Annotated in this window: 18 protein-coding genes; 15 read left to right on the top strand and 3 right to left on the bottom strand. The window is 61.8% G+C overall.

Annotation, left to right across the window (positions count from 1 at the left end; all coding sequences use genetic code 11):
* The first annotated feature begins 404 nt into the window (after positions 1-404).
* From BS629_RS36625 to BS629_RS36585, 9 genes are all read left to right on the top strand, one after another.
* Positions 405-1,433: a substrate-binding domain-containing protein gene (locus tag BS629_RS36625; protein WP_077988805.1), complete on the top strand. Its 1,029-nt coding sequence runs from the start codon at positions 405-407 to the stop codon at positions 1,431-1,433.
* A 69-nt stretch (positions 1,434-1,502) separates the two neighbouring features.
* Positions 1,503-3,041 carry a sugar ABC transporter ATP-binding protein gene (locus BS629_RS36620; protein WP_020493436.1) on the top strand — a complete coding sequence of 513 codons (1,539 nt, stop codon included), beginning with the start codon at positions 1,503-1,505 and terminating at the stop codon, positions 3,039-3,041.
* A 28-nt stretch (positions 3,042-3,069) separates the two neighbouring features.
* Positions 3,070-4,062: an ABC transporter permease gene (locus BS629_RS36615; protein WP_077988804.1), complete on the top strand. Its 993-nt coding sequence runs from the start codon at positions 3,070-3,072 to the stop codon at positions 4,060-4,062.
* Between the two features lies 1 nt (position 4,063).
* On the top strand, positions 4,064-5,068 hold the full coding sequence (locus BS629_RS36610; RefSeq protein WP_011649510.1) for a sugar-binding transcriptional regulator: 1,005 nt from the start codon (positions 4,064-4,066) through the stop codon (positions 5,066-5,068).
* Positions 5,065-6,060, top strand: a complete 996-nt coding sequence (locus BS629_RS36605) for an aldo/keto reductase (RefSeq protein WP_018245850.1) — start codon at positions 5,065-5,067, stop codon at positions 6,058-6,060. Before BS629_RS36610 ends, BS629_RS36605 begins: the two co-directional genes overlap by 4 nt.
* A gap of 12 nt (positions 6,061-6,072) precedes the next feature.
* Positions 6,073-7,821, top strand: coding sequence for a glycerol-3-phosphate dehydrogenase/oxidase (locus BS629_RS36600; RefSeq protein WP_018245849.1), 1,749 nt, complete (start codon positions 6,073-6,075; stop codon positions 7,819-7,821).
* A complete protein-coding gene (locus BS629_RS36595; RefSeq protein ID WP_032981299.1) occupies positions 7,794-8,636 on the top strand; it encodes a class I fructose-bisphosphate aldolase in 843 nt (280 codons plus the stop codon). The genes BS629_RS36600 and BS629_RS36595 overlap by 28 nt, the downstream gene beginning before the upstream one ends.
* A gap of 31 nt (positions 8,637-8,667) precedes the next feature.
* Entirely contained in the window at positions 8,668-10,197 is a 1,530-nt protein-coding gene (locus tag BS629_RS36590) for an FGGY-family carbohydrate kinase (RefSeq protein ID WP_018245847.1), read from the top strand.
* Positions 10,194-11,819 (top strand): GMC family oxidoreductase, encoded by a 1,626-nt coding sequence (locus tag BS629_RS36585; RefSeq protein WP_026188711.1) that lies wholly within the window; start codon positions 10,194-10,196, stop codon positions 11,817-11,819. Before BS629_RS36590 ends, BS629_RS36585 begins: the two co-directional genes overlap by 4 nt.
* 95 nt (positions 11,820-11,914) lie before the next feature.
* Here the strand turns inward: BS629_RS36585 and BS629_RS36580 are convergent, their stop codons facing one another.
* The 3 genes from BS629_RS36580 to BS629_RS36565 form a co-directional block, all read right to left on the bottom strand.
* On the bottom strand, positions 11,915-12,118 hold the full coding sequence (locus BS629_RS36580) for a cold-shock protein (protein WP_003550088.1): 204 nt from the start codon (positions 12,116-12,118) through the stop codon (positions 11,915-11,917).
* A gap of 112 nt (positions 12,119-12,230) precedes the next feature.
* On the bottom strand, positions 12,231-12,743 hold the full coding sequence (locus BS629_RS36575) for a hypothetical protein (protein WP_018245845.1): 513 nt from the start codon (positions 12,741-12,743) through the stop codon (positions 12,231-12,233).
* 605 nt (positions 12,744-13,348) lie between these two features.
* A complete protein-coding gene (locus BS629_RS36565) occupies positions 13,349-14,272 on the bottom strand; it encodes a LysR family transcriptional regulator (RefSeq protein WP_020572889.1) in 924 nt (307 codons plus the stop codon).
* 100 nt (positions 14,273-14,372) lie between these two features.
* On the opposite strand from BS629_RS36565, the gene BS629_RS36560 reads away from it, so the two are divergent.
* From BS629_RS36560 to BS629_RS36535, 6 genes are all read left to right on the top strand, one after another.
* Entirely contained in the window at positions 14,373-15,398 is a 1,026-nt protein-coding gene (locus BS629_RS36560) for a YeiH family protein (protein ID WP_050566319.1), read from the top strand.
* 99 nt (positions 15,399-15,497) lie between these two features.
* Positions 15,498-17,048 carry an acyl CoA:acetate/3-ketoacid CoA transferase gene (locus BS629_RS36555; RefSeq protein ID WP_018245842.1) on the top strand — a complete coding sequence of 517 codons (1,551 nt, stop codon included), beginning with the start codon at positions 15,498-15,500 and terminating at the stop codon, positions 17,046-17,048.
* Positions 17,045-17,851, top strand: coding sequence for an SDR family NAD(P)-dependent oxidoreductase (locus tag BS629_RS36550; protein WP_018245841.1), 807 nt, complete (start codon positions 17,045-17,047; stop codon positions 17,849-17,851). Before BS629_RS36555 ends, BS629_RS36550 begins: the two co-directional genes overlap by 4 nt.
* Complete coding sequence (locus BS629_RS36545; protein WP_077988803.1) at positions 17,848-18,699, top strand: MaoC family dehydratase; 852 nt, start codon at positions 17,848-17,850, stop codon at positions 18,697-18,699. Before BS629_RS36550 ends, BS629_RS36545 begins: the two co-directional genes overlap by 4 nt.
* Entirely contained in the window at positions 18,696-19,463 is a 768-nt protein-coding gene (gene hutC / locus BS629_RS36540) for a histidine utilization transcriptional repressor HutC (RefSeq protein WP_018245839.1), read from the top strand. The genes BS629_RS36545 and hutC overlap by 4 nt, the downstream gene beginning before the upstream one ends.
* The gene (locus BS629_RS36535; RefSeq protein WP_018245838.1) at positions 19,460-20,965 is read left to right on the top strand and encodes an HAL/PAL/TAL family ammonia-lyase; all 1,506 of its coding nucleotides are present in this window, start codon (positions 19,460-19,462) and stop codon (positions 20,963-20,965) included. Before hutC ends, BS629_RS36535 begins: the two co-directional genes overlap by 4 nt.
* The last annotated feature ends 5 nt before the right edge of the window (positions 20,966-20,970 follow it).

The following is a 20,970-nucleotide window of genomic DNA, read 5'->3' as shown; positions in this document are numbered from 1 at the left end:
GACCTGCCGAAGGCGATGAAATGCAGAACTTGCGGAGCCCAGACAATCGTCCATCAAAGGCTCCGGCGGTCTTAGTCTTTACCCTTCAGATTCTTGCCAAAACGGCTGCGCGTGCGAGGAAGGTCCGCTTCGGCCTTCGAGCGACCGTCTTCAGGCAAATCGATGCAGCGACATCAATGCCGCTTCTCGATGTCTTCGAGCGCCGGAAGGCGGCATCAATCGCCATTCAGAACGTCGATACCTGAAATATATTTCACAGTATGAATTATATTGACAGAGCTCTGCCGTTGCGATTATCTGCCCATACCGGACTTCGAGGAGGAACTCCGGTCTTCAATGGATCATCGGCAGCCGCTGAGGCGCCGCCGGATATTTGGGAGGGGCTTCGGCCTCGAGGAGGAAACTTGCGCAAATTTCTAAGCACGACCGCGTTGGCGGTCCTTGCATCGACGCTTTTGGCCGGCGTGGCCAGCGCGGGCACGGAAAATCCGTTCCGCTGCAAGCCGGGTGAAAAATACGTCATGAACGTCATGGTATCGGGCGTCGAATATTGGTTCCCGGTCTATGAAATGTTCAAGCAGGCCGGTCAGCAGCTCGGCTGCGAGACCGCCTATACCGGCACGCCGGAATATGACGTCAACAAGCAGATCGCCACCTTCGACCAGGCGCTGGCCCAGAACCCGGCCGGTATCCTCGTTCATCCGATGAACTCCGATCCGTTCATCGAGCCGATCAACCGGGCGATCGACCAGGGCACGGCGGTCGTGACCTTCGCGGCCGATGCGCCGCTTTCCAAGCGCATCTCGTTCGTCACCTCGGACAATACCCGCGAAGGCACCTATGCGGCCGACGCGATTGCCGAAAAGATGGGTGGCAAGGGTGAATATGCCGTTCTGGAAAATCCGGGCCAGGACAACCACGACAAGCGTATCGCCGCCTTCATCGCCCGTATGGAGGAAAAATATCCTGATATGAAGCTGGTCGGCCGCGCTGCGTCCAACCAGGACCCGAACAAGGCCTATCAGGGCCTGATGAGCTTGGTGCAGGCCCATCCGAATATTGGGGCCGTCTTCATGCCGGAAGCGAATTCGGCCATCGGCGCTTCGCAGGCCAACAAGGAAAGCGGCGGCAAGATCATCGTGATGTGCGCCGACGTCAATGCCAACATCCTCGACATGATCAAGGCGGGCGAAGTGTTCGGTTCGATCAATCCGAACCAGGGCATGCAGGGTTACATGGGCTTCATGCTTTTGTGGCTTGCCAAGCATCCGGAACTCATCGACCCGATGAACGACGCCAAGCGCGCCGGCTTCAACCCGATGAGCATTCCGTTCGTCGACAACGGCCTGTCGATCGTCACGGCTGATAATGCCGACGATTTCTACTGGGACAAGTATCTGAAGCGGCGGGGCACCAAAGGCATCGAGGAGTAAGCCTTTGTGCCGGCTGTCCGGGGGCAGGAAACTCCGGACAGCCACCGCGAGCGTGAGGAGGAGACGATGATGGCGTCGGTGCCGGTTCTGGAAATCCGCAATGTCAGCAAGCACTTCGGGGCGGTGAAGGCGTTGACGGATGTGAGCTTCAGCCTGGAGAAGGGCGAGGTTCATGCGCTTTGCGGCGAAAACGGCGCGGGCAAGTCGACGCTGATGAACATCATTGCCGGCGTGCTGCAGCCGACCGAGGGCGACGTTCTCGTCGATGGCGCGCCGGTAAAGGTGACGTCGCCGGCCGTGGCGCAATCGCTCGGGCTTGGCCTCGTGCATCAGGAAATCGCGCTCTGCCCCGATGCGACGGTGGCCGAGAACATGTTCATGGCAGCGACCAACCGCCGCCGCTCGCCTTTCATGAATTATGGCCGGCTGGAGCGGGATGCGCAGGTCGTGATGAATCGTCTGGCACCAATCGACGTGCGCCGCAAAGTCGGTGATTTGTCGATTTCCAGCCAGCAGCTTGTCGAGATCGCCAAGGCACTGACGCTCGATTGTCGCGTGCTGATCTTCGACGAACCGACGGCGGCTTTGACGGAATCGGAGACCCAGATCCTGTTCGAAATCATCCGCGACCTCAAGGCGCAGGGTATTTCGATCATCTATATCAGCCACCGCATGGCCGAAATCTTCAGCCTGTGCGACCGGGTCACCGTCTTTCGCGATGGCCGCTATGTCTCGACGGAAATGGTGGCGGAATTGACGCCGGATGATGTGGTGCGCCGCATGGTCGGACGCGAGATCACCCAGCTCTATCCGGAAAAGCAGGCGCTGGCGGAGCGGACCGACGAGATCATTTTGAGCGTCCGCGATCTCGGCGACGGTAGCCGCTTCACGGATGTGAGCTTCGACCTGCGCAAGGGTGAAATTCTCGGCATCGGCGGGCTCATCGGCTCGGGCCGCACCGAGATAGCCGAAGGCATTTGCGGATTGCGGCCGGTAATCGACGGCGAGGTGCAATTGCATGGACAGCGGCTGTGGGCGCACTCCTATGCGCAGGCCGCGCAGGCGGGTGTCGTCTATCTGTCGGAAGATCGGAAAGGCTCCGGCATTTTCCTTGATCTTTCCATCGCCCAGAACATTGCCGTTCTCGATTTGAAATCGCTGACCGGACCGCTGGGACTGTTGAATTCCAAAGCCGAGGCGGATCGGGCCCACGACCTAGTCCGGCGGCTCGGCGTGCGGATGGGTGGCATCGACATGCCGGTCTCGTCGCTGTCGGGCGGAAACCAGCAGAAAGTGGCGATTGCCAAGCAGCTGGCGGTCAATCCCAAGGTCATCCTGATGGACGAGCCAACCCGCGGCATCGATGTCGGCGCCAAATCGGAAATCCATCGGCTGCTGCGCGATCTCGCGGGCTCCGGCATCGGCATCGTCGTCATCTCGTCGGAACTGCCGGAGCTTCTTGGTCTGTGCGACCGGGTGCTGGTCATCCACGAGGGCACGGTTGCAGGCGAGGTCGAGGGCGAGACGATGACGGAAGAAGCGATCATGCGGCTCGCGTCGGGTATCGGCGGTCATAACAATTCGAAGGCATCAGAGCATGCCGCATAAAGAAAACGCAGGGGCAGGAGACAAGGTCATGGCGGACGCTACGTTGGCAGCTGTACATCAGGCACGCACGCCCGGCTGGAAACGGCTGGGAACGATGCGCGAGGCGGGATTGATCGCGATCATCCTGGCGCTCTGCATCGTCATGAGCTTTGCCTCGCCGCATTTTCTGACGCTCGGCAACTTCCGGGCGATGCTGATGTCGTTCTCGGTGGAAGGGATCGTCGTCGTCGGCATGACCATCCTGTTGATCGTCGGCGGCATCGACCTGTCGGTCGGCTCGGTCGTCTGTTTCTCGATGGTGCTGTCGGGCTCGCTGTTCCTGATGGGGCTCGATCCGTGGAGCGCTTCCCTGATCGGGATCATTGCCAGCGGCCTGATCGGCTGTGTCATGGGCTTCTTCGTCACGGTGGTCGGCCTCAACCATTTCATCACCTCGCTTGCGGCGATGGTGATCGTACGCGGTATCTGCCTGATCATCACCAAGGGCACGCCGCTGTCGCTGTTCACCTTGCCACCCTCGTTCAAGGCGGTCGGGCAGGGCACGTTCTACGGCGTTCCCTATGTGATCCTGATTTTTGTCGCGGTCGTCGTGCTGTTCGATTTCCTGCTGCGCCGGGCAACCGCCTTCCGCAAGGTGTTCTACACCGGCAGCAATGAGAAAGCGGCGCTCTATTCCGGGATCAAGACCAACCAGGTGACGTTCTGGGTGACGGTGCTCTGCGCCACGCTGTCCGGTGTTGCCGGTGTGATCTACATGTCCCGCTTCGGTGCCGCGACCCCGACCTTTGGGGTCGGCATGGAGCTCAACATCATCGCAGCCGCGGTGATCGGCGGTGCATCGCTGAATGGCGGCTCCGGCACGATCTTGGGGGCAATTCTCGGCATTGCCCTGCTGTCGGTCGTAACAAGCTCGTTGATCTTGCTCGACGTGTCCGTCTATTGGCAAGACATGATCAAAGGCTGCATTCTGCTTGCCGCCGTCTCGATCGACCATTTCCTGCACAAGCGGAAGGCTGCCTGATATGCCGATAGCCAAACTCAAACCCGCAAACGCGCCGCGCGAGGAAATCGTCATCGCCCGACAGATGCACCAGGCTCTGGTTCTGCATTTCCTCGAGGGACTGACACAGGCGCAGATTGCCGATCAGCTGGGCATCTCGCACGCCACCGTCAACCGCCTGATCAAGCGCGGCCGCCAGCTCGGCCTGGTCGAGATCAAGATCAAGTCGCCGGTCGAGCCGCTGGTCGACATGGAAGAACGGCTACGGGCGCTTGGCGGCATCGGCCGCGCCGTGGTGGTGCCGACCGTGTCCGACAATCCGCAGACGGCGCTCCAGGCCGTCGGCGAAGCGGCAGCAAGGTTGCTGCTGGAAGAGATCACCGACGGCGATACGATCTGCATCACCGGCGGCAAAGGGGTGAGCGCCGTCGTTGCCGGTCTGCAGCCGCCGCGTCGGTTCAATGTCGAGGTCATTCCAGCAACCGGCTGCGTGCAGGGTAAACACTATACCGACGTCAATCATGTCTCGACCTTGATGGCCGACCGGCTTGGGGGACGTTCCTACCAGATCCATGCGCCTCTCTTTGCCGATGATGCCGAGCAGCGGGCGATGCTGATCAACATGCGTTCCGTCGCTGACGTTTTCAAACGGGCGCGCGAGGCGAAGGTGGCGGTGGTCGGCATTGGCTCGATCCTGTCGGACGATTCGAGCTATTACGACCTGCATCCGTCCTCAAGCACCGACCGCGCCGCGATCGAGCGGTCCGGCGCCTCCTGCGAATTGCTGGCGCATCTGCTCGATGATCATGGCCAGGTCTGCGACTACAGCCTCAACCGTTCGCTGGTGTCGCTGACGCTGCCGGAATTCGCCTCGATCCCCACCAAGATCGGTGTGGCGAGCGGGCCGAACAAGGCAGGCCCGATCCTCAGCGTTCTCAGGGGCAATCATCTCGATACGCTGGTGACCGATGAGGCGACGGGTGCGCGGGTGCTGGCACTGGCGAATGGCGAAGGAAAATGGGCATGAGCGGGCAGCAATTGAAACGTGAGATCGGCAAATCCGGCGTTTCCGCCTCGGCGGTGGGACTGGGCACCTGGGCTATCGGCGGCTGGATGTGGGGCGGGACCGATGAGGCCGAATCCATTGCTGCGATCCAGGCATCGCTCGATGCCGGCGTGACGCTGATCGACACGGCGCCAGCCTATGGGCTCGGACGTTCCGAGGAGATCGTCGGCAAGGCACTGGCTGGGCGCCGCGACAAGGCTGTCATCGCCACCAAATGCGGCCTTGTCTGGCATACGCAGAAGGGTCGTCATTTCTTCGATCAAGACGGCAAACCGGTCCACCGTTATCTCGGCCGCGACGCGATCCTGCACGAGGTCGAGGAAAGCCTGAGGCGGCTCGGGACCGACTATATCGATCTCTACATCACCCATTGGCAGGATCCGACGACCTCGGTCGAGGAAACGATGCGGACGCTGGAAGACCTGCGCACATCGGGCAAGATCCGGGCAATCGGCGCAAGCAATGTCAGCCCCGACGACCTCAATGCCTATATCGCTGTCGGTGGTCTCGATGCGATCCAGGAGCGGTTCAGCATGATCGACCGGGAGATCGAGGCGGAGCTTCTGCCACTGACCAAGGCCAACAGCATTGCGACGCTGAGCTACTCGTCGCTGGCGCTGGGGTTGCTGTCCGGCACCATCGGTCCCGACCGTGTGTTTTCCGGCGATGACCAGCGCAAGGACAATCCGCGCTTTTCAGTCGACAACCGCCAGAAGGCGACGGCGCTGGCCAACGCCATCCGGCCGGTCGCAGAAAAACACGGCGCGAGCATCGCCCAAATCGTGATTGCCTGGACGCTGGCGCAGCCGGGCATCACCTTTGCACTTTGCGGGGCGCGCAATCCGGCACAAGCGCTCGACAATGCGCGGGCCGGGACCATCCGGCTGGATGCGGCCGATCTTGCGACCATCGATACGGCCATAGCGGCGAAACTGACTGACATGGACAGGTAGCGGATCGCCATCATGAAACGGCAAGAGATTTTGGACGGGCTCAGCCAGAGCCCGAAGGTGGACGTGTGCGTCATCGGTGGCGGCATCAACGGCATCAGCGTCTTTCGGGAACTGGCGCTGCAGGGACTGAGTGTGCTGCTCGTCGAGAAGCACGACTATTGCTCCGGGGCCAGTTCGGCGCTGTCGCGCATGGTGCATGGCGGGCTTCGCTATCTTGAGAACGGCGAATTCAAGCTGGTGCAGGAATCGCTGGTCGAGCGGGACCGGCTGTTGCGCAACGCGCCCCATTATGTCGCGCCGCTGCCGACGACGGTGCCGGTGTTCGATAACTTTTCCGGCCTCGGCAATGGCATCGTCCGCTTTCTGGGCCTCAGCCGTCGCCCGAGCCGGCGTGGCGCCGTCGCCATCAAGGCGGGCCTGAGCATCTATGATTTCCTGACGCGCAAGCGGGCACTGATGCCGCGCCACCAGTTTCGCGGCCGGCGCACGACGCTTGCCAAATGGCCGGCGCTCAATCCCGACATCAAGAGTTCCGCCACCTATTTCGACGCCTGGGTCAGCCATCCGGAGCGGCTAGGCATCGAGCTTCTGCAGGATGGTCTTTTAGCAAAGTTCGGGGCGATGGCGCTGAACTATGCCGAATTGCAGCGGACAGAGGATGGCCAATATCGTGTCGAAGACCAGATCGGCGGCGCGTCCGTTAGCGTCGAACCGGCGCTGATCATCAACGCCACCGGCGGCTGGATCGACCTTGCCAATCAGACCCTGTTTTCGCCGGAAGCGCGGCCGTCACCGCTGATGGGCGGCACCAAGGGCTCGCATCTCATCATCGACAATGCGGACCTGCGCGATGCGCTCGCGGATCACATGATCTACTACGAGAACGAGGACGGGCGGATCTGCATCCTGTTTCCTTATCTCGGCAAGGTTCTCGTCGGTTCCACCGATATCCGCGTCGATGATCCGGAAACGGTGCGCTGCGAGGCGGACGAGCGGGATTATATCCTGCAGTCGCTCGCCTTCGTGCTGCCGGGCATTCCCATCCGGCCCGAACAAATCGTTTTCCAGTTTTCCGGCGTGCGGCCGCTGCCGGCCAGCACCGACAGTTTTACCGGCCGCATCCCGCGCGATCACTTCTGCACCGTGCTGGAGCCTTCCAAGGGTGGTCCGCCGGTATTCTGCATGATCGGCGGCAAGTGGACGACATTCCGGTCCTTCGGGGAACTGGCGGCCGACATGGCTTTGGCAAGGCTCGGCAGGCGCCGCCGCGTTGCGACAACCGATCGGCCGATCGGCGGCGGGCGGGCATTTCCGGCCAACGCGTTCGCCTGGCTAACGCAGATGGCAGCCAACAAAGGCCTTTCCGGAGGGCGCATGGCTGAGCTGTTTGCCCGATACGGCACGGATGCCGAGGCAATTGCCGGCTTCACCGCGGCAGGCCCCGATGCGGCGCTGCCGCACGCCGGCTACTCGATACGCGAATTGCAGTTCCTGATCCGCGAGGAAGCGGTGGAACATCTCGACGACCTGCTTTTGCGGCGCACGACGCTTGCCGTTTCCGGCGAGCTTACGCTCGACATGATGGATGCCGCACTCGACCTGCTGGCGCAGGAAAAGCGCTGGACGCTCGCGCATCGCGCCCGTGAGCGCGACCGTTTTCTCACCCTTCTCAACCAACGCCACGGCGTCGACGAAGACATGCTTTCCGCAAGGAACGAACCAAGGAGCACAGAATGCGACACAACAGCAAAGTCCGGATGAACCGGCTGTTCGGCGGCGGCCGCTGCCTCGATGTGGCGATCGATCACGGCGTCTGCAACGAACCATCCTTCCTCAACGGGCTGGAGGACATTCAGGCCGTCGTCAAGGCGCTGGTTTCTGCAGGGCCGGACGCGATCCAGATGAATTACGGCCAGGCCGACCTGCTGCAGCATGTGCCCGGCAAGGACAAGCCGGCGCTAGTCATGCGCATCGACATGGGCAATCCCTATAACCGGGTCCGCCACCGCGACATGTGGGCGGTGCTGCAGAACGAGGCCGAACCATTGATCGGCGCGATCGAGATGGATGCAGCCTGCGTCGTCGTCAACCTGTTCATGCTGCCGGACGAGCCGGACCTGTTCCGCCAGTGCGTTGAGAATATTTCCCGCGTCCGGGCCGATTGCGACAAGTATGGCATGCCGCTGATGATCGAGCCGTTGGTGATGCAGCCGGTGACGGAAAAGGGCGGCTACATGGTCGACGGCGATGCCGACAAGATCGTTACGTTGACGCGGCTCGCCCGCGAGATAGGTGCGGATATCGTCAAGGCGGACCCAACCACCAATGCCGAGGATTTCCACAGAGTGGTGGAAGCAGCCCGTTGCCCGGTTCTCGTGCGCGGCGGCGGCAAGGAGGATCTTGGTGCCGTCTTCGACAAATCCGCGGCCTTGATGCGGCAGGGTGCAATGGGCATGGTCTATGGCCGCAACATCTATCAGCACGCCAATCCGAGTGCCGTGGTGCGCGGGCTGATGGCGATCGTGCACGAGGACGCGAGCAGCGAACAGGCCTTTGCGCTCTATCAGCAGGGCTGAGCAGCGATTTCGAATCTCGGGAGGGTTCTGCATGGGAGAGTATCTTTTGGGGCTCGACGCCGGAAACACCGTTATCAAGGCGGTGATTTTCGACCGGCACGGCAACGAGATCGCGGCTGCGTCCGAAGAAGGACACAGCCGCATGCCGAGCCCGGGGCATGTCGAGCGAGGGTTGGACGAACTCTGGACAAATGCACGGCAGGTCATCCGCGCCTGCATCGAAAAGGCAGAGATCCAGCCGGAGGAAATCGCCGCGATCGGTTGCGCCGGGCATGGCAACGGTCTTTATGCGCTTGATCGCGACGGCGCTCCGCTCATCGGCATCCAGTCGCTCGACACGCGGGCGGCCGGGTTGGTCGATGAATGGCGAGATGCCGGCGTTGGTGACCGGACCTATCCGATTGCCCGCCAGCGTCCGTGGCCATCCCAGACGCCGACATTGCTTGCCTGGCTGAAGCGTCACCGGCCGGATTTGTTTAACCGCATCGGTACGGTGTTCTTCTCCAAGGATTTTGTCGTCAACCGCCTGACCGGCCTGCGTGTCAGCGAAGTGTCCGACATGTCGGGGGCCGGTCTGCTGGATCTTGCCGCGCGCCGCTACGACAAGGCGCTGATGGAGGCCTATGGACTGGACGATTGCATGGACCTCTTGCCGCCGCTCATCGAAAGCGCCGACATTGCCGGGACGGTGACGGAAGAGGTGGCGGGGCAAACCGGGCTCGCCGCTGGTACACCTGTGGTCGGCGGACTGTTCGACGTCGTCGCCTCGGCGCTCGGCTCCGGCGTTGCGCGCACCGGCAGCGCCTCGATCATTGCCGGCACCTGGAGCATCAACCAGGTCATCATCGACATCCCCGACCTCGACGAGCCAGTCTTCATGTCCTCGACCTTCGATCGCAGCCGCTACATGGCGATGGAGAACAGCGCCACCTCGGCTGCCAATCTCGAATGGCTGGTGCGGGAGTTCTTCGAAGGCGAGCATGCTGAAGGCGTTTCGCCCTTTGATGCCTGCTGCGCGCTGGCCGGGGCGATCGAGCCCACGACAGACGATCCGATCTACCATCCATATCTCTATGGCGCCCAGCAGGACGGCCACGCGCGCGCCGGCTTCTACGGTCTTGCCGGTTGGCACACCAAGGGACATCTCGTTCGCGCGCTTCTCGAAGGTGTCGCCTTCGGTCATCGCCAGCACATCGAGACGATCCGAAAGGCGGGCGCGGTCTTCAACGAAGCCGTGCTGTCCGGCGGCGGCTCGCGCAGCCTGATCTGGCCGCAGATCTTCGCCGATGTGCTCGGCGTTCCGGTCAGCGTTGCCCGCTCGCGTGAAACCGGTGCGCTGGGAGCGGCTATTGCGGCCGGAACCGGCGTCGGCATTTTCGCGGACTTCGGCGCTGGTGCTGCGGCCATGGTTCGGGCAGAGCGGTATTATCGTCCGGATGTCTCGCTCGAGGCACACTATGCGCGGCGTTACGCTCTCTATCAGGATATCGCCGAAGCGATGGCACCGCTCTGGCGGCGTCTGACAGCGGTTCCGCCGGCGGCAGCGGGGGCGGCGGCATGAACATGCGTATGAATTATGCGGCCATTGATGCGGGAAGCTACGATTTCATCATCGTCGGCGCAGGATCGGCGGGATGCGTTCTGGCCAACCGGCTGTCGGCCGATCCGAAAACCCGCGTCCTGTTGCTCGAAGCCGGCGGCAGCGACCGGTATCATTGGGTGCATGTGCCGATCGGCTATCTCTACTGCATGGGCAATCCACGCACCGATTGGATGATGAAGACGGCGGCGGAGGCCGGACTGAACGGCCGGTCATTGCCCTATCCGCGCGGAAAACTGCTGGGCGGCTGCTCGTCGATCAACGGCATGATCTACATGCGCGGCCAGGCGGCCGATTACGACGGTTGGCGGCAGGCGGGCAATTCCGGCTGGGGCTGGGACGACGTGCTGCCCTATTTCCTGAAATCCGAGGACAACTATCGCGGCAAGTCGCCTATGCACGGGGCAGGCGGCGAATGGCGGGTGGAAAAGCAGCGGCTTTCCTGGCCGATCCTCGATGCCTTTCGTGATGCCGCAGAAGAACTCGGTATCCCGAAGACCGACGATTTCAACGATGGCGACAATGAGGGCTCAGGCTATTTCGAGGTCAACCAGCGCGGCGGCCTGCGCTGGAATACGACCAAGGCCTTTTTGCGCCGGGCAATGAAGCGGCCCAATCTATATGTGCTGACCAGCGCCGAAACCGAGCGGCTGGAATTCGACGGCAGAATGGTGACCGGCGTGCGATTCCGGCTGAACGGGCAGAATCATCTGGCTCGCGCCGGTCGCGAGGTCATTCTGTCTGCCGGTGCGATCAATTCACCGAAAATCCTGGAGCTTTCCGGGGTCGGTCGCCCGGATGTGCTGTCGGCTGCCGGACTCGACGTCGTCCATGAACTTCCGGGTGTCGGCGAAAACCTGCAGGACCATCTGCAAATCCGTACGGTCTTCCGCATCGAGGGCGCAAAGACGCTGAACCAGCTCTATCACAACCTGTTCACCCGGGCGGGCATGGGGCTTGAATATATGCTGCGCCGGTCAGGGCCACTGTCGATGGCGCCGAGCCAGCTCGGTATCTTTGCCAAGAGCGACCCCGCTGTTGCGACCGCCGATCTCGAATATCACGTACAGCCCTTGAGCACCGACCGGCTCGGCGAGCCGCTGCACAAATATCCCGCCGTCACCGTCTCCGTCTGCAATCTGCGGCCGGAAAGCCGGGGGACCGTGCATGTTGGCGGCCCGGACCTTTCCGTGGCGCCGGAAATCCGCCCGAATTATCTTTCGACCGTCGGCGACCGGTTGCTTGCGACGAAATCGGTTCGGCACGCCCGCCGGCTCATGGAGGCCGGCGCCATTCGCAAGTACCGGCCGCAGGAAATGCTGCCGGGCCTGGAATACCAGAGTGACGAGGAACTGATCCGTCGCGTCGGCGATATCGCCACAACGATCTTCCATCCGGTCGGCACCTGCAAGATGGGCAACGACGTGATGGCGGTTGTCGATCCGCAATTGCGGGTGCATGGGCTGGCGAAACTGCGGGTGGTCGATGCATCGATCATGCCGACGATCGTGTCGGGAAACACCAACTCGCCGGTGATAATGATTGCCGAGAAGGCCGCGGAGAGCGTCCTATCAGGGGCGTAATTAGCCCCTCGCATTCTCTAAAGTGAATGCGTGGAATTGCGGCTCGTGACGATGAGCCCAACCCGCTCAATGCAGGTTGGGCCATCGATTTTCGATCAGAGAGTCGAGACGTTCTCAGCCTTCGATTTTCCGGTCTTGCGATCCTGGCCAACTTCGAAGCTGACCTTGTCGCCTTCGCGGAGCGACCCGCCGCTTTGCAGCGCAGACACGTGAACAAAAACGTCCTGCCCGCCACCCTCAGGGGTGATGAAGCCGAAGCCCTTGTCGTCATTGAAGAATTTAACGGTACCTGTCGGCATGAGATAAATATTTCCTTGTATCGTTCGACGATTTGCGAAGGCGAAACTATAGCTTCGACGCTTCTCTATCAACCCTTTAGCACACTCGTGGCTTTTTGAACGCAAAAAGACGTCAGCTCCGACGAAGCTCAATGCGGCTCGTAACAACCGATCGACCGGTAGCAGGGTCGGTATCGATGGTTGTGAGGCGCATGCCCGATGCTCCGGTTTTTTCGATCGTCATCTGCGCACGCCGATCGCCGTTGACTTCTTTCGCCCATCTGATCGCGAGACTTATGGCATTACCAGCGCGCTTTCCGCCAAGACCCGCGGTGCCGGTGCCCGCGCCCACGTAGGAGCCAGTGTAGGTGTCACCAGTGGCCTTGAGGTTCGCGCTGATGACGCGGGAAAAAACGACAAGGCTGGTACAACGCCCATTGAGTGCGAGGGAGCTTGCATTCGCATCCGATTTGAAACGGCAAGTGACTTTAATGGTGGGTGCATTTGTCCGCACTTTCACGGTCCCGTTACCGCTCCAACTTCCCGCCAGTGTTTTCAAGAAGGCGGATTCGTCGGCGTGGGCGGCGCCTGCCGTTGCCATTGCGGCCGTCGCAACGGCGATGGAGCATGCAAGGACTTTGATCATGTGAATCACTTTCGATCGCGCTACATCAGGACCGCCACGCTCGGTTGTTGAGGAGGAAGGCGGTCATATAACCGCCGCACGTGGTTTTCGTTCCATACGGGAAGCATCGATTGGGCTCGCAGCCACCACCATCTCCCGAGCAGGAACCTTCGCCGGGGCCTTCGCGGGCTCGTCCGCACGGCAGCCTGAAATCAAAAACACCCATCAGTCGCCTCGGCCTCAACCGAGACAACCTCTTGAGGATCCACACCTAGAGCCTTTCCGGGTTAGATTGAAGCATTCTGTTGGCTCAAACGGAGTCGGATGGTCGACCGGCCGGCGCGCGTCGTAGCCCAGCTCTACGGCCAAGCCGGCCGGTCGATCAGCCGGCCCGTTTCAGCCAACCCGAAGGGCCGGGCATCTTTCCGCCAGGGCAAAGGCGATCGGCTCGGACGTACCAAGAGGTATGCCCGTCGCCAATNCAGCCAACCCGAAGGGCCGGGCATCTTTCCGCCAGGGCAAAGGCGATCGGCTCGGACGTACCAAGAGGTATGCCCGTCGCCAATCGCCTTTGCCCTGACGAAAACCTGCTCCGGCAGAATGCTTCAATCTAACCCGGAAAGGCTCTAGAGCGCCCAGTCCTCCCCATTTTTGACTTCGGCAGCTTTATCCTCGCGGCAAATCGTTTCCAGCGCCAATGAGGCACGGCTGGAGTGCCTTTGCTTATGCCGCAGGATTGCAAATTGCCGGGACGGCAGATGAAAGCGCACCTTCACCAGAAGACCTTGCGTCAAGAGCGGCGCCGCCACGGCACCTGAGACGACCGTCGCGCAGAGGCCTTCTCTTGCTGCCGATATGACCGCCTCGTTCGACGGCAGTTCAAGCGCGACAGCCAGATTTCCGGGGGCTATGCCGAGATTGGAAATCGCCGCCTCGAAAGCCGACCGGGTTCCGGACCCTCTTTCCCGCATGACCCATTTCGTGCCTGAAACCAGGTCCGTCGGTGCAATTGCCTTGCCACGCGCCCAGGGATGACGCGGACCTACGACGACAAGCAGTTCGTCCTCGGCAAGCGGCTGAATATTCAGCGCCGGCTCGTCAACGCTGCCTTCGACGAAGCCGACTTCGGCCAATCCATCGAGAACCGCTTTTGCCGCCGTGGTCGTGTTGCCAATCATCAGCTTCAGGTCAATGCCCGGGTAGCGGATCTTGAAACGCATCAGCATCGCCGGCAGCCAGTAGCTTGCGATCGTCTGGCTTGCAAAAACGACCAGTTCACCCTTTTGCAAGCCGCCGAGATCGGACAAGACAAGCGCCGCGGCCTTGGCGCGCGCCAGCGTCGCTCTTGCCTCCCCTAGAAACACCCGTCCTTCATATGTCAGCTCTATGCGGCGTCCGACGCGGTGGAAAAGCTCGACGCCATAGGAGGCCTCGAGATTGCGGATCGCCGAACTGACGGCCGATGGCGTCAGCCCGATCGCGGAGGCAGCATTGGTCAGATGCTCGCGTTCCGCAACCGCGACGAAAATGGAAAGCTGTTCAAATGTCATGATCAATCGTTCGATTTTACCGAATGAATCATAATAAACTATTCAATGGAAGTCGATAATTGAGTGTGGGACAGTGCAGTCCTTGCGCAAGGTCTTGCCGATGCTCGTTTCCGCCTCCCGTTCCCCGTCGTTTCCTGCTGTCCTGCCGGGACTCGTTCTTTGTGCGGCGGTCACGCTCGCTGCGCATCTTGTTGAGCGGCTGCAGTTGATGATTTTCGGCTCGCATTGGATCGAGAGCCTCGTGCTTGCCATTCTGATCGGCATTGCCGTGCGCTCCTCGGTCTGTCTGCCGCAGACTTTCATTCCCGGCATCCAGTTCGCCGCCAAGACGCTTCTCGAAATTGCCGTCGTGTTGCTTGGCGCCTCGCTCAGCACGGCTGCCATTCGGCAGGCTGGGCTCCCGCTTGTCGGCGGAATTGCCGTTCTGGTTGCTCTGTCTTTGGCCGGCAGCTTTCTGATCGGACGGCTCTTCGGACTGTCGGCCAGCCTGGCGACCTTGGTTGCTTGCGGCAACTCGATCTGCGGCAATTCTGCGATTGCCGCCGCAGCGCCCGTGATCGGCGCCAAACCGGATGATATCGCGGCCTCGATAGCCTTTACCGCGCTGCTCGGCATCGGGGCAGTGCTGACGCTGCCGCTTCTTCATCTGCTCTTGGGTCTGAGCGCCGTACAATATGGCGTTTTCGCAGGCCTGACAGCCTATGCCGTCCCGCAGGTATTGGCGGCCACGGCCTCTGCCGGAGCCGTCAGCGCCCAGGTGGGCACGCTCGTCAAACTGATCCGCGTGATGATGCTCGGACCGGTCATCCTTCTGCTCGGTGCAGTTCATGGCCGCCGTGCTGGCGGCTCTGCAGTCAATCTCCGCCATGTTCTCCCCTGGTTCATCCTCGGTTTTGCAGCCATGGCGACACTTCGTTCTCTCGACGCGATCCCGGCGCCGCTGCTGCCCGGGGTGTCGGCTGTCTCCGCCGCCTTCACCGTCACCGCCATGGCCGCTTTGGGTCTCTCCGTCGATGTCAGATCCGTCGCCCATACCGGCGGTCGTGTCCTCGCGGCGGCGGCGCTGTCGCTATTGGCGCTGGCGGCTCTTGGGCTTTGCCTGATCGGACTGCTGAATATCGTCTGATCGAAGGTGGTGTGCCTAAAATACTGGCAAAGATTCCAGTTGCCTTACAAACGATCGGCGGCTAGCCTGTATATACAGGCCGGGGAAGCAAAGATCGTCATGCGGGTCATCTCTTCACAGCAAGCTGCGGATCTCCTCGAAGATGGGATGACTGTCGCTGCTTCGGGTTTTGGAGGATGCTGTCATCCCGAAGCCATCACGGCGGCCGTCGAGGAGCGTTTCCTCGCCTCTGGAAAACCCCGCAACCTGACACTTCTGTTTGCTGCCAGCACGGGCGATCGTCAGACGCGCGGCATGGGGCACTTTGGCTATGAAGGCCTCGTCGCCTGCGTGATCGCCGGGGGATGGCGCGGAACGCCGCGCCTTGGCAGGCTGGCGATCGAGGAGAAGATCGAAGCGCATTGCTGGCCGCAGGGCGTCATCGCGCAGCTCTATCGGGCGATTGCCGCCGGTCAGCCTGGAGTGGTCACCCATATCGGGCTCGGCTCCTTCATGGATCCGCTTCATGGCGGCGGCCGCATGAATGCGACGGCGCCGCGTGCGCTTGTCGAGCGTGTGTCGTTGCGCGGCAAGGAATGGCTGCTTTATCCGTCGATGCCGCTCGACTGCGTGCTGTTGCGCGGAACGACGGCCGACGAAGACGGCAACATCACCCTCGAGGACGAGGCGTTCCCGCTCGACGTGCTCGCCATGGCGCAGGCGGGCCGAAACTCCGGTGGCATCGTCATCGTCCAGGTCAAGCGGATTGCCGAACGCGGCTCCCTGCCGCCGGGCGATGTTCGCATCCCGGCGGTGCTGGTCGATTATGTCGTCGTCTGCGATGATCCGGCCCAGCACGGCGTCAGTTTCGCCGAGACGGACAATATCGCCTATACCGGGCGCGTCCGGATGGCGATGAGCCGCCTGCAGCCGGCGCCACTGTCGGTCGATAAAATTATTCAGCGACGTGCCTTCCGGGAGCTGGCGCCGCTCAATCGCCCAACCATCAACCTCGGCATCGGCATTGCCGCCGGGATCGGCCGCATCGCCAGCGAAGAGGGATTCGACGATTATACGATGACGATCGAATCCGGCGTCATCGGCGGCGTGCCGGCCGAGGAGCTGTCCTTTGGCGCCGCCGTCAATCCGACCGCCATCATCCCACAGGCATCGCAGTTTGATTTTTACGACGGCGGCGGCCTCGATATCGCCTTCCTCGGCATGGCCGAGGTGGATCGGCACGGTGCGGTCAATGTCAGCCGCTTCAACAATTCCATCGTCGGGGTCGGCGGCTTCACCAATATTTCGCAGACGGCCAAGCACGTTGTCTATCTCGGCGCGTTTTCGGCCGGTGGCGCTGAAATTGCCGTTGCCGACGGCACGCTCGACATCATCCAGGACGGCCGCTTCTGCAAGATCGTCGATGATGTCGACCAGATCAGTTCGAGCCCCGCCTTTGCGCCGGAAGGGCAATCACAGCTCGTCGTCACCGAACGGGCTGTCTTTCGGGTAATTGACGGATGCCTGACGCTGACGGAGTTTGCCCCCGGCATCGATCTTGCCGCCCATGTTCTCGATCGCCTGCCGAAGAGCGTCGCGGTGTCAGATCGGCTGAAGCAGATGGATGCGCGTCTGTTTTCGCCCCACGCCATGAAGGACTTTGCCCCATGAAAATCGATGGAGCCGCCATCATCGTCACAGGCTCGGCAACGGGCGTCGGGGCTGCATGCGTCAAACAATTCGCCGCGGGCGGTGCCAGGGTGGTCGTCAACTACAGCCGCAGCAAGAAAGAGGCCGATGAGACTGGCGATATCTGCCGCAGCCTGGGCGCGGAGGTGGAGATCGTCCAGGCCGACGTTGCCGATGACGCGGCTTGCCGCCGAATGGTCGCGATTGCCGTCGATCGATGGGGGCGGCTCGACGCCTTGGTGAACAATGCCGCAATGACGGTCAAATCCGATCCTTTCGATCTGGAGACATTGTCGGCCGAAGATTTTCAGAACGTTTTCGGTGTCAATGTCATCGGCGCCTATCAGATGTGCCGGGCGGCAGTGCCTGCGATGCGTGACAGCGGCGGCGGTGCGATCGTCAATGTCTCATCCAATGTTGCCTTTACTGGCGGCGGCAGCTCGCTTGCCTATACGGCCTCCAAGGGCGCGCTGAATGCGCTGACCTTGGCCCTGGCGCGCACCTGCGGTCCCGATATCCGCGTCAATGCCGTTTGTCCTGGCATCATCGATACGCGCTGGATGCGCGACACGCTCGGGCCGGACGCCTATGGAGCCACTGCCAAGCGATTTTCGGACGCCGCGCCGCTCGGCCGTGTCGCGACACCGGAAGACGTTGCCGGCGCCATTGTCTGGCTTGTTCAGGGTGCCGACTTCGTCACCGGTGAATTGCTGTCCGTTGACGGCGGCATCCGCCTGTCCGGAGGCGTTCGCAAACCCGCGACATCTGGGGGCGCCGCATCGTGACGCTGCCGGCCCAATCCATCCTCGACTTCCCGGTGCCGCAAGCAACACATGTGGTCACCGCAAGAGATGCCATCCTTTACGCCCTGTCGGTTGGCTACGGCACCAACGCGCTCGACGAAAAGGCATTGAACTACGTCTATGAACGCGATCTCGTGACCGCGCCGACCCTTGCCAATATCGTAGCGCATCCAGGCCCATGGATGCGACAGACAGGCGTCGACTGGGCGCGTCTCGTGCATTCCGAACATCGCCTGACGATCCACCGGCCGGTCCCGCTTGATGTGCCGCTGACCTCTCGCTCACGCGTCCTCTCGGTAGTCGATCGCGGTGTTGAAAAAGGAATGTTCGTCAGCTTCGAGCGCCTGATCGCAACCGCGGACGGTGACGAGCCCATCGCGACGATCGTCCAGACGAACGCGTGCCGCGGCGACGGTGGATGCGGTTCGGCGGGATTTGCGCCTGAACCCTTGCCCAAAGTCCCGGACGGAGAGCCGGACTTCGAATTCAATGTCGACATCCCTGGTAACGCCGCTCTCATCTATCGCCTGAACGGCGATCTTAATCCGCTGCATGTCGATCCGCAGGCAGCCGGCAAAAGCGGCTTTGACGGGCCGATCCTGCATGGGCTGTGCAGCTTCGGCCATGCGGGCTACGCCATCGTCGCTGCCATCGATCCAGGCATGGCGACTGGCTTGAGCGCAATCGCGGCGCGTTTCAGCGCACCGATCTTTCCCGGAGAAACGATCACCCTGCAGATATGGCGCAACGGCGCCGAGATTCACTTCAGGGGGCTCGTTGCTTCGCGGAGCGCTATCATCCTCGACAATGGCGTGGCGAGGCTGTCATGACGAAAGCAGTCAAACCGGCCGCCGGCGAAGCGCGCCATTATATCAGGATCAAGGAGCAGATCCTGGCCGACATCGCCGAGGGCAAGCTGCAGCCGGGAGACCGGGTATCCTCCGAAAGCGAACTGGTGGCGGCATTCGGCGTCAGCCGCATGACGGCGAACCGGGCCCTGCGGGAGCTGATGTTCGAGGGCGTTCTCAAGCGATCCGCCGGGATCGGAACGTTCGTGTCGCCAAAGCACCTCGACGTCGATCTGCTTCAAATCCGCAACATAGCCGACGAAATACTGGAACGGGGTCACACGCATAAGGCGGTGGTCGTCAAGGCCGGGCTGATGAAGGCGGATGCTAACGTTGCCGACGCGCTCCAACTGATCCTCGGCGCTGAGGTGATGCATTCGCTGATCGTGCACATGGAAAACGACCAGCCCATTCAGGTCGAGGAGCGCTATGTCAATCCGCTGGTGGCGCCCGATTATCTGTCTGCCGACTTCTACAGCATGACGCCGCACGAATATCTGACGCAGGTCGCACCGATAACGGCGTTCGAACATATCGTCCAGGCCGTCAAACCGGATAGGGCCATACGCAAATATCTCGGCCTGAAGAATGATCACCCTTGCCTGCGCGTCTTTCGACGGACCTGGTCGGGCGAGGCCGTCGTGACCTGCGCGCTTTTATACTATCCCGGCGCGCAATATCGGCTGGAAGCACGGTCCAGCAAGGGTCCCTCTAAGCCCGTCGCCATTCTCGGAGAGAAACAGTGAGCGCCACCCATTCTCCATCGATCATCTTCAGCGCGGCTCCGCCGACGATCGAGGACATCGCAGCGGTTGCCCGTCGTCATGCGCGGATTGAGATATCCGCCGAGGTCGAAGCCCGGATTGTCGCGGCGCGTGCCGTCGTCGATCGCTATACGGCAAACGATCTGCCGGTCTATGGCCTGACGACGGGACTGGGAGCCGGTGTCGACACGCGACTTGCAACGGAAGACCTCGTGGCGTTCCAGATGCGTGTGCCGCAAGCCCGCGCCGTCGGCGTCGGACAACCGCTCGCACAGGAATCCGTGCGGGCGATGATGGCCGTCAGGGCTGCCGGCATGGCGGCTGGCGGTTCCGGCGTTTCGCTGAAAGTATTCCACGGTCTGATCGCCGCCATCAATGCAAGTGTCCATCCCGTCGTCCCATCATTGGGCTCGATTGGTGCGGCGGATTTGGCTCCGCTTGCCCATATGAGCCGCGGCCTTCTCGGCTTCGGCGAGATCGAGCTTGGCGGCGAAGTGCTGCCGGCCGCCATCGCTCTTGAAAGGGCCGGCCTGAAGCCCCTCGAATTGGCGCCGAAGGACGGGCATGCGCTTGTTGTGGCCAACAGCCTCTCCATCGGCCTCGCCTGTCTGGCGCTTGAGGAGATCGAGCGGCTCTTCGATTGGTCCCTGAAGGCGATTGCCGTTAATTTCGAAGCGTTCCGGGCCAATGTCAGCGTCTTCGACGATCGCGCTCTGGCTGCAAGACCCGCCTTCGGGCAACGCCGTGTCGCCGCTCAACTGATGGAGCTGCTTTCGGGCAGCTCCTTGCTTGCCGCCGATGCAGCAAGACGTCTCCAGGATCCTTTGAGCTACCGTTGCACGCCGCAGGTCTGGGGTGCGTTGAGGCATGCGATCGACGAGGCAAGGCAGGCGACCGAGATTGAGCTCGTCAGTTCCGGCGACAATCCTGTCGTGATCGTATCCGAGGGCGTCATTCTTTCACACGGCAATTTTGACATGACCGCGTTTGTGCTCGCCTGGGAAAGGCTGGGGCAGGCCATGGCGCATTGCGCGGCAGGCACCGCCTATCGGATCATGAAGATCATGTCGCCTGCCATGTCCGACCTCCCGCGCTTCCTGACCGCGATGGGCCAGAGCCGCACCGGCTTTGCGACCGTGCAAAAGACCGTCTCGGCCATGGAGGCCGAAATCCGCCATCTGGCCATGCCGGTTTCGCTTTCGCCCATTCCTGTTGCCGATGGCGTCGAAGACCAGGCGTCGATGGCTCCGAGCGTTTTGGCAAAGACGCAGGCGATCGTCGAGCGCCTGCGCTATCTCACTGCCATCGAACTGATCGCCTCGGTACAGGCCGTCGAGCTGCGAGGGGTCTCAGGCGAATTGGGCAAGGGATCGGCGGAAGCCTATGCTTTCGTCCGCACCCAAGTCCCGGCGCTCGAAGAGGATCGCGCACAAGGGCCGGATTTTGCGACGATTGCCGCATTGATCGGGCTCGGCCCGCAATAAGCCCG

It is taken from the genome of Rhizobium leguminosarum bv. viciae USDA 2370 (assembly GCF_002008365.1).
GTDB classification, from domain to species: Bacteria; Pseudomonadota; Alphaproteobacteria; order Rhizobiales; family Rhizobiaceae; genus Rhizobium; species Rhizobium leguminosarum.
The sequence above is the reverse complement of the archived record's forward strand: the minus strand, read 5'-3'. Positions and strand labels throughout refer to the sequence as shown.

Bases quoted from the DNA above. Each gene is read 5' to 3' on its own strand.
- BS629_RS36560 (WP_050566319.1), top strand. From the start codon at position 14,373: ATGCTCGTTTCCGCCTCCCGTTCCCCGTCGTTTCCTGCTGTCCTGCCG.
- BS629_RS36600 (WP_018245849.1), top strand. From the start codon at position 6,073: ATGAAACGGCAAGAGATTTTGGACGGGCTCAGCCAGAGCCCGAAGGTG.
- BS629_RS36575 (WP_018245845.1), bottom strand. From the start codon at position 12,743: ATGATCAAAGTCCTTGCATGCTCCATCGCCGTTGCGACGGCCGCAATG.
- BS629_RS36565 (WP_020572889.1), bottom strand. From the start codon at position 14,272: ATGACATTTGAACAGCTTTCCATTTTCGTCGCGGTTGCGGAACGCGAG.
- BS629_RS36620 (WP_020493436.1), top strand. From the start codon at position 1,503: ATGGCGTCGGTGCCGGTTCTGGAAATCCGCAATGTCAGCAAGCACTTC.
- BS629_RS36590 (WP_018245847.1), top strand. From the start codon at position 8,668: ATGGGAGAGTATCTTTTGGGGCTCGACGCCGGAAACACCGTTATCAAG.
- BS629_RS36550 (WP_018245841.1), top strand. From the start codon at position 17,045: ATGAAAATCGATGGAGCCGCCATCATCGTCACAGGCTCGGCAACGGGC.
- BS629_RS36610 (WP_011649510.1), top strand. From the start codon at position 4,064: ATGCCGATAGCCAAACTCAAACCCGCAAACGCGCCGCGCGAGGAAATC.
- BS629_RS36585 (WP_026188711.1), top strand. From the start codon at position 10,194: ATGAACATGCGTATGAATTATGCGGCCATTGATGCGGGAAGCTACGAT.
- BS629_RS36605 (WP_018245850.1), top strand. From the start codon at position 5,065: ATGAGCGGGCAGCAATTGAAACGTGAGATCGGCAAATCCGGCGTTTCC.
- BS629_RS36595 (WP_032981299.1), top strand. From the start codon at position 7,794: ATGCGACACAACAGCAAAGTCCGGATGAACCGGCTGTTCGGCGGCGGC.
- BS629_RS36580 (WP_003550088.1), bottom strand. From the start codon at position 12,118: ATGCCGACAGGTACCGTTAAATTCTTCAATGACGACAAGGGCTTCGGC.
- hutC (WP_018245839.1), top strand. From the start codon at position 18,696: ATGACGAAAGCAGTCAAACCGGCCGCCGGCGAAGCGCGCCATTATATC.
- BS629_RS36615 (WP_077988804.1), top strand. From the start codon at position 3,070: ATGGCGGACGCTACGTTGGCAGCTGTACATCAGGCACGCACGCCCGGC.
- BS629_RS36555 (WP_018245842.1), top strand. From the start codon at position 15,498: ATGCGGGTCATCTCTTCACAGCAAGCTGCGGATCTCCTCGAAGATGGG.